Annotated in this window: 7 protein-coding genes; 4 read left to right on the top strand and 3 right to left on the bottom strand. The window is 62.7% G+C overall.

All coding sequences use genetic code 11. From position 1 onward, the window contains the following. Positions 1-281: 281 nt before the first annotated feature. The 3 genes from pth to glmU all read right to left on the bottom strand — a co-directional run bounded on the left by pth (position 282) and on the right by glmU (position 3,726). Positions 282-911, bottom strand: coding sequence for an aminoacyl-tRNA hydrolase (pth, locus tag CHY22_RS09745; protein ID WP_195246394.1), 630 nt, complete (start codon positions 909-911; stop codon positions 282-284). A 224-nt stretch (positions 912-1,135) separates the two neighbouring features. Continuing rightward, entirely contained in the window at positions 1,136-2,122 is a 987-nt protein-coding gene (locus tag CHY22_RS09740; RefSeq protein ID WP_089573682.1) for a ribose-phosphate pyrophosphokinase, read from the bottom strand. 191 nt (positions 2,123-2,313) lie between these two features. Beyond that, positions 2,314-3,726, bottom strand: coding sequence for a bifunctional UDP-N-acetylglucosamine diphosphorylase/glucosamine-1-phosphate N-acetyltransferase GlmU (gene glmU / locus CHY22_RS09735; RefSeq protein ID WP_089573681.1), 1,413 nt, complete (start codon positions 3,724-3,726; stop codon positions 2,314-2,316). Positions 3,727-3,924: 198 nt separating this feature from the next. Here glmU and CHY22_RS09730 point away from each other — a divergent pair, with 198 nt between their 5' ends. From CHY22_RS09730 to CHY22_RS10150, 4 genes are all read left to right on the top strand, one after another. Further along, the gene (locus CHY22_RS09730; protein WP_089573683.1) at positions 3,925-4,812 is read left to right on the top strand and encodes an energy-coupling factor transporter transmembrane component T; all 888 of its coding nucleotides are present in this window, start codon (positions 3,925-3,927) and stop codon (positions 4,810-4,812) included. Further along, positions 4,812-6,455 (top strand): ABC transporter ATP-binding protein, encoded by a 1,644-nt coding sequence (locus CHY22_RS09725; protein WP_089573680.1) that lies wholly within the window; start codon positions 4,812-4,814, stop codon positions 6,453-6,455. Before CHY22_RS09730 ends, CHY22_RS09725 begins: the two co-directional genes overlap by 1 nt. A 4-nt stretch (positions 6,456-6,459) precedes the next feature. Further along, positions 6,460-7,173 (top strand): DUF6580 family putative transport protein, encoded by a 714-nt coding sequence (locus CHY22_RS09720; RefSeq protein WP_089573679.1) that lies wholly within the window; start codon positions 6,460-6,462, stop codon positions 7,171-7,173. Positions 7,174-7,398: 225 nt separating this feature from the next. Then, positions 7,399-7,617: hypothetical protein (locus tag CHY22_RS10150; RefSeq protein ID WP_210401400.1), on the top strand; the 219-nt coding region annotated here is incomplete at its 3' end.

The raw sequence follows: 7,617 nt of genomic DNA, 5'->3' as shown, positions 1-7,617 counted from the left end.
GCGTTCGGCTAGGTGCGGGAACGGCCTATTTGCTCAATGTGTTCGGCTGAGATTGGAAATCAACCGGGTTTATCCGCTCCGGCCTACCAAAAGGGACGGGTTTCTCATGGTCGGTTTTATCAGGCAAAACAGCAAAGGGGGCCGGCCACGGGTTGAGATGAGGTCGGCCCCCTTTGGGGTGCTATGCGTGTATAACGGCGCGCGGTTTATCGTGATGCCGCAACCGGGGCGTTTCCGCAGGTAAAACATGCCAAAATAAACCTGCCCCTAAATGATAGGCTTTAGTGCTTGCCGTTGGCGGAAGCGGCACCGTTTACGTGATCGCGGGCGTAGATTACGCCGTGGACGATGGCCAAACCGGCGGCATCTGCGGCGCGGGCGCAGGTGTCCTGGAAGTCCTCGGCCTCGCGGGCGCGCAGCTGCTTGAGCACGTAGTCGGCGACGGCCATCTTGCCGGGAGGGTTGCCGATGCCGGTGCGGATGCGACTAAAGTCACGGCTGCCCATCTTGTCGATGATGGAGCGCAGGCCGTTGTGGCCGGCGTGGCCGCCGCCCACCTTAACGCGTACGTCGCCGGCGGGAATATCGAGCTCGTCGTGAATCACGAGTAGCTCCTCGGCCTTGATCTTGTACTCGCGGCAGAGCTTGGAGATGGGGCCGCCAGAGGTGTTCATGTAGCTCTGCGGTTTGACCAGTACGATCTGGCGCTTGCCGCCCTCTTCCTCGGGGTCGTTGATATTGATGAGCGCGACCTCGGCGCCGGCCTGGTTTTTCCAGTACGTGACGCCGGCCTGACGCGCCAGCTCGTCGATTGCCTTAAAACCGGCGTTGTGGCGGGTCTCGGCATATTCCTCGCCAGGGTTGCCAAGTCCGGCAACCATGCGAATCTTAAGCGGCTGTGCAGCTGCCATAGGCTTCCTTTCGTTACATAAGTAGTTCGTTCAACGACAAAGGCTACCACGCCCGCCGAAGGCGAGACTTCGTTTCAGCGAAATCCCACCAGACAAAAGCGTGGCCGCGGCAGAGCGAGCCGTCGGAACAGAAGAAACCCCCGCGCGACCTTTGCGAAGCAAGGGGGAGCGCGGGGGTTTCTTCTGTTCCGACGGCGATGCGCCGGGTTGCAAGGACGATGCGACTACAGCGCGAAGTCGCCGCCGACGAGCGTGGAGACGGGCTCCTCGTGGTAAACGGCGGAGATGGCCTGAGCGAACTCCTCAGCGACCGAGATGGTCTTGATCTTGCCGCCAACCTCGACGGGGATGGCGTCGGTGACGACGCACTCGACGATGGGGGCATCGTTCAGGCGCTCGATGGCCGGACCGGAGAAGATGCCGTGGGTGGCGCAGACGTAGATGTCGCCGGCGCCCATAGCCTTGAGCTCCTTGACGTTGGCGCACAGGGTGCCAGCGGTGTCGATCATGTCGTCGTTGATGATGCAGGTCTTGCCCTTGATGTCACCGATGATGCCCATGACCTCGGCGGCGTTGTGGCGCGGACGGCCCTTGTGGGCGATGGCCAGGTCGCAGCCGAGCATGTCGGACAGCTTCTTGGCGGCCTTGGCACGACCCACGTCGGGGGAGACGACAACCAGGTTGTCGGTGTCGAAGTGCATGTCGTTGTAGTACTGGCCAAACAGCGGCAGTGCGGACAGGTGGTTAACCGGGATATCAAAGAAGCCCTGGATCTGACCCTGGTGCAGGTCGAGGGTGATGATGCGGTTGACGCCGGCGCGCTCGAGCAGGTTGGCGACGAGGCGGGCGGTGATGGGCTCGCGTGGGCCGGCCTTGCGGTCCTGGCGGGCATAGCCGTAGTGGGTGATAACGGCGGTGATGGAGCGGGCGGATGCACGCTTGGCAGCGTCGGTGGCGATGAGCAGCTCCATGAGCATGTCGTTGACGTTGCCGCCGGCCACGGACTGAATCAGGAAGACGTCGGCGCCGCGGACGGTCTCGTCGTAGCGGGCGTAAATCTCACCATTGGCGAACTGCTTTAGCGTAAGGCCCGAAAGCTCGACCCCAAGGTACTCAGCAATCTTCTGAGCGAGGGGACGGTTGGAGGAACCGGAATACACGCGGATGGACTTGCGCATATTCTCCGACTTCTCGGGATCATTAATCGGCATTACCCTTCTCCTTTATATCGAATGCCATATAGATGCCTTGTTGCATTGTAACCGCGCGGCGGGGTTTATCGAGTCTTGATAACGTCTTTACCGTCAACGGACACGAACCGACCACTCATCCGGTCACGCAGGTCAGCATAGAAAAAGGAGCCGTCCCCACGGGAACAGCTCCTTAGATGCTTGATAAAACGTTATACCTCGTCGTCCTCGTGCAGACGGCGGCGATAATCGGCGGCCCAGCCCTCAATATTTACCTGACGGGCACGACCCAGGCCGAGTGCGTCTGCCGGGACCGGCTCGGTGATGACGGAGCCGGCGGCCACGAGCGCGCCGTCGCCGATCTGGGCAGGCGCGACCATCATGGTATCGGAGCCGATGAAGGCGTCCTTGCCGATGACGGTCTTGTGCTTGTGGACGCCGTCGTAGTTGCAGGTGATGGAGCCCGCGCCCACGTTGACGCCGGAGCCCATGGTGGTGTCGCCGATGTAGGACAGGTGGGGCACCTTGGAACCCTCGCCAATCGTGGACTTCTTGATCTCCACGTGCGTGCCGGCCTTGGATCCGTCGAGCATGTGGGTGCCCGGGCGCAGGTAGGCGCGCGGGCCGCAGTCGACGCCGTTCTCGATGACGGCCTCGATGGCGATGGTCTCATCGATGGTGCAGCCGCTGCCGACGGTGGTGTCGGTGAGACGGCTGTTGGGGCCGAGCTGGCATTCCTCGCCCACGGTGACGTGGCCGATCAGGTGCGTCTGCGGCCACACGACGGTGTCGCGGCCGATGGTGGCGTCGGGGCCGATCCAAGCCTGCGTGGGGTCGATGAACGTGACGCCCTCTGCCATCCAGTGCTCGTTGATGCGGTCGCGCGCGATGGCGGTGAGCTGCGCGAGCTGGATACGACTGTTGACGCCCAGGCCGTCGCGGTAGTCGTCGCAGTGGAAGATGGAGGCTGCCTGGCCGTGACCCTTGAGGATTTCGAGCATGTCGGGCAGATAGTACTCGGACTGCGCGTTGTCGTTGCCGATCTCGTTGATGTGGGCGGCGAGCTGCGCGCCGTCGAAGGCGTAGCAGCCGGCGTTGCACTCCAGCAGCGTGGCGGCCTGCTCGGGCGTGCAGTCCTTCTGCTCGATGATGCGCTCGATCTGACCATCGGCACCCAGCTTGATGCGGCCGTAGCCAAAAGGATCAGGCGGGGTCATGGTCATGACGGTGCAGGCGAGCTCGCCGGTGGCGACGGTCTGTGCGAACTTGGCGACGGTGTCGGCGGTGATGAGCGGCAGGTCACCGTTGAGCACGACGACCGGACCCTCGGCGATGCCGCAGGTCTCGAGCGCGACCTTCACGGCGTGACCGGTGCCCAGGCGCTCGGTCTGCTCGACGCACTCGACCTTGGTGGCGCTGCTGGCGTAGGCGCCGTCGATAAGGGCGCGCATCTCGTCGGCGTGGCTGCCGATGACGACCACGACGCGGCTGCAGCCGGCCTTGATGGTGGCGTCGACGATCCACTGGACCATGGGCTTACCCAGGATCTTGTGCGAAACCTTGCAGTGGTTCGACTTCATGCGGGTGCCCTCGCCGGCAGCGAGGATAATTGCGGTTGCGTCCATGTGATCTCCTGTTACGTTATAGAGACGTGTGTTTGGAAACGATACACGGCGCAATATGATACCGCAGGCATATGATGAGCGCGTAACGTTTGGGCCGCGGCGGCTGGGTTTGTGGTTCCGGCGCGGCGGTTGCGCTGGTTACGAGCGGTGCCGGCAGCGCTTCGGCGTCGGCGATTTGGCGGGAGAGCGGGGATGCCTATGGACAACATACGAGAGGGCTTGGGCGCCGAGCCCGTCGCGGCATTCTCGATGTCGCACCCGGCGGTGCCTGCGCTCTACATGGCGCTAACGCTGGGGCTCACCATGTTCTCGATGCAACCGGTGCTGATCGCGCTGTCGCTCGCGGGCGGGTTGGCATACGGTTTTGCGACCCGCGGGGCTGCTCGCACACTGAACGCGTTTCGCTGGCAGCTGCCGGTGATTTTGATCATTGCGCTGGTCAACCCGCTGTTTAGTGCATCGGGCTCGACCGAGCTTTTCCATATTGGCATGCGCGTGGTGTATTTGGAGAGCATGGTATACGGCCTGTGTATGGGCGGGCTGTTTGTGGCGAGCGTGCTGTGGTTTGAGGCTGCGGCGTCGATGCTCGAATACGACAAGGTGCTCGCGCTGCTGGGCAACGCCGCGCCGGTGCTCGCGCTCATGATCTCGATGTGCATGCGGCTTATCCCGCAGTTTTTGCGCCGCGGCCACACGGTCCTGGCGGTACAGGATGCGATCGACGTTCCGGGGCGCGCGCCGGCCGACCCCGTGCGTTCGCGCCTGTGGGCCTCGAGCGTGCTGATGGGCTGGGGCATGGAGGATTCGCTGGAACGCGCCGACGCCATGCGTTCGCGCGGGTGGGGTGCCGCGACGCGTCGTACGACGTATGCGCGGTATCGGCTGGGGCGCGGCGACGTTGCCGCGCTGGTGGGGCTTGCGCTGTTTGGCGCTGCTGCGGTTGCGGCGGCGTGGGCCGCGACAACGCAGTATTCGTTTTACCCTCAGCTTTCGGTGCCGGCGCCGTGGCCTGGCTATATTGTGTACGCGGCTTGGATGGTGTTGCCCTGTGTGTTGCACGCGATTGACGAGAAGAGGTTTGGCTGATGACCAGGTTGGATAGCTGCTCGGTAACGGGTGGGGCGTGCGGCTCCGATGTGCCTGCGATTGAGGTACGGGGTCTGAGCTTTACCTACCCTGGGGCTGAGACGCCGGTACTCGATGGACTCGACTGGTCTGTTCCCCAAGGTGCGTTTGCACTGCTGGTGGGTGGTACCGGGTCGGGTAAGTCGACGCTGCTCTCGCTGCTCAAGCCCGAGATTTCGCCGACGGGCGAATGCGCTGGCGAGCTGCGCGTGCTGGGCGAGAGCGTCGCCGACATGGATGTTCGGACCTCCGCGGAGCGCGTGGGCTACGTGTTCCAGGATCCCGAGAACCAGATTGTGTGCGAGACCGTGTGGCACGAGATGGCGTTTGGCCTGGAAAACTTGGGGCTAGCGCGCGACGAGATGCGTCGTCGCGTGGCCGAGACCAGCTATTTCTTTGGGCTGGAGGACTGGTTGCATCGCGATACCGATACGCTTTCGGGTGGACGCAAGCAACTGCTGTCGCTGGCGGCCGTGCTGGCGCTGCGCCCGCGCGTGCTGCTGCTCGACGAACCCACGTCCCAACTCGATCCTGTTGCCGAGAAAAACTTTCTGCATGCGCTGTTTCGCGTGAACCGCGAGCTGGGCTGTACGGTTGTTGTGGCGACGCACCAGCCGCGCCCGATGCTCGAGTATGCGACGTGCGCGTACCGGATTGAAGACGGTCGCGTGTGCGAGGTGGCTGATATCGCCTCCTTGGGGCATCGTGAAGGGCTGTTTTCTGGCGAGGTGCCAGGGTGGGGTGCCTCGCGGCGTGCAAAAAGCGGAGTTTTCAGCAGCGTCAGTGGCCAGTTGGGTTCTTTGGACCCGCGCGAGGGCGCTCCGGGTGCAAAAAAGGGACTGAAATCGGGCAAATCGGCTGAATTTGAGGCACAAATTCAGCCGCAGGACGACTCGGGGGCGCCATCGCGTGCCGGTGGACGCAGAATACTCCCAAAAATGCACGGCGAGTCGGCTACCACCCTGTCGGAAGGCTGGTTTCGCTACGACCGCGTGTCCGGTTGGGTGCTGCGCGGGCTCGACGTGACGTTTTCTGCCGGTGCGGTGCATGCGATCGTGGGCGGCAACGGCTGCGGCAAGTCGACGATGCTCTCGGTGCTGGCCAAGACGGCTAAGCTGCAGCGTGGGCGCATGGTGCGCGGGGCGGCCTCGGCTGCGCTGCTGCCGCAGAACCCCAAGGCCCTGCTGGTCGCCGAGACAGTGCACGACGAGCTGATGGAATGGGCTTCGACCTGCGGATATGACGAGGACGCAGCCCAGGAGCGCGCGGCGCAGCTGGGATTGGACGGCCTGGATGCGCGCCACCCGTACGATCTTTCGGGCGGCCAGCGTCAGCTGCTCGCGTTGGCAAAGCTGCTGTTGATTGGTCCGGAGCTGTTGCTGCTCGACGAGCCCACGAAGGGGCTGGACCTGACGAGCCGCCGCATTATCGCCCGCGCCCTGTGCGAGCATGCGCAAGCCGGCGGCACCGTCATCATGGCCACGCACGATCTGGATTTTGCCGAGCAGGTTGCTGACGACATTGCCATGATGTTCGACGGCGAAATTGCCTGCATGGAGCCGCCGGCAGACTTCTTTGCCGACAACGTGTTTTATAGGGCGTGATGGAATGGTGGATTATCGCGTCTCGCGCCTACTTGCAAAACTGGAGATTCCGCTGTTGTTGGCGGTGCCGGCGGTAATGGCCGCAGCATTGCTGACGGGCATTGAGCAGACAGCGCTTGCCATGCTGGTTGTGGTGGCGCTCGTGCTCGCGCTGTTCTTTGCGGGCTACGAGGCGTCGCGACCGGGCCTGCGCCAGATTATGCCAACGCTGGTTCTGGCGGCGTTGGCCGCGGCGGGGCGCATCTTGTTTGGCCCCATTCCCGACTTTAAACCCGTGAGCGCCATCGCCATTATCGCCGGTGCGACACTCGGCCGTCGTAATGGCTTTATGGTCGGTGCGCTGGCAGCGCTGACCAGCAATTTCTTTTTTGGGCAGGGTATGTGGACGCCGTGGCAGATGTATGCCTGGGGTCTGGTTGGCTATGTTGGCGGCGCGCTGGCGCATGCGGGTGCGTTCGACCGTGCGGATGGAACCGTGCGCATGTCGGCGCTGATGGCGTACGGCTTTGCTTCGGGTCTGCTGTACGGCGTGGTGATCAACGCGTATGACATCATCGGTTTTGTTCAACCGCTCACGTGGGCGGGCGCCGTGGCGCGTCTTGCCACCGCCGTACCGTTCGATATCACGCACGGACTCGCGACCTGCGTGTTTTTGGCCGCCCTGTACAAGCCCTGGTGTCGCCGTATCAACCGAGTCGTCGTGAAGTACGGGCTGTAGGGCTGGTTGCGCCGGGGCGGGAATCAATACTGTCGAAGTACCATTTCAAAACTATGCCGGTTTACGGGGCCAGATTGGCACAGGCAGACCATACCGGCTTTTTCGAAATAGAGCAAGCCGTTTACCTGCGGTTTTAGTATTTCGGAATTGCGTATGGTTGGGGGTTTGCGATTCAGCCCCGTAAACCGGCATAGTTTTGAAATGGCCGGTTGATAGACGGGCATCGTGGCCCTCAAGAGCCAAATTGATCCTTTTTTCTTCCGTCTCCAGACATCCCCGGGAAATCAGCTGAACCCGCCCGCCACGAAATCGGCCTATCTACTACGTTTGGCCCGACACCCCCAAACACAACCGCGTTTTATGAAAAACCGCAGGCTTTCTACCTGCGGTTTTCTTTTTCAAGACTTTAGTCTGCTGGCCGCGCAGCGGCCAGCTTTAAACCAC

Source organism: Collinsella sp. TF06-26 (assembly GCF_002232035.1).
Taxonomy (GTDB): domain Bacteria; phylum Actinomycetota; class Coriobacteriia; order Coriobacteriales; family Coriobacteriaceae; genus Collinsella.
This window is presented reverse-complemented; position numbering and strand designations above follow the sequence as displayed.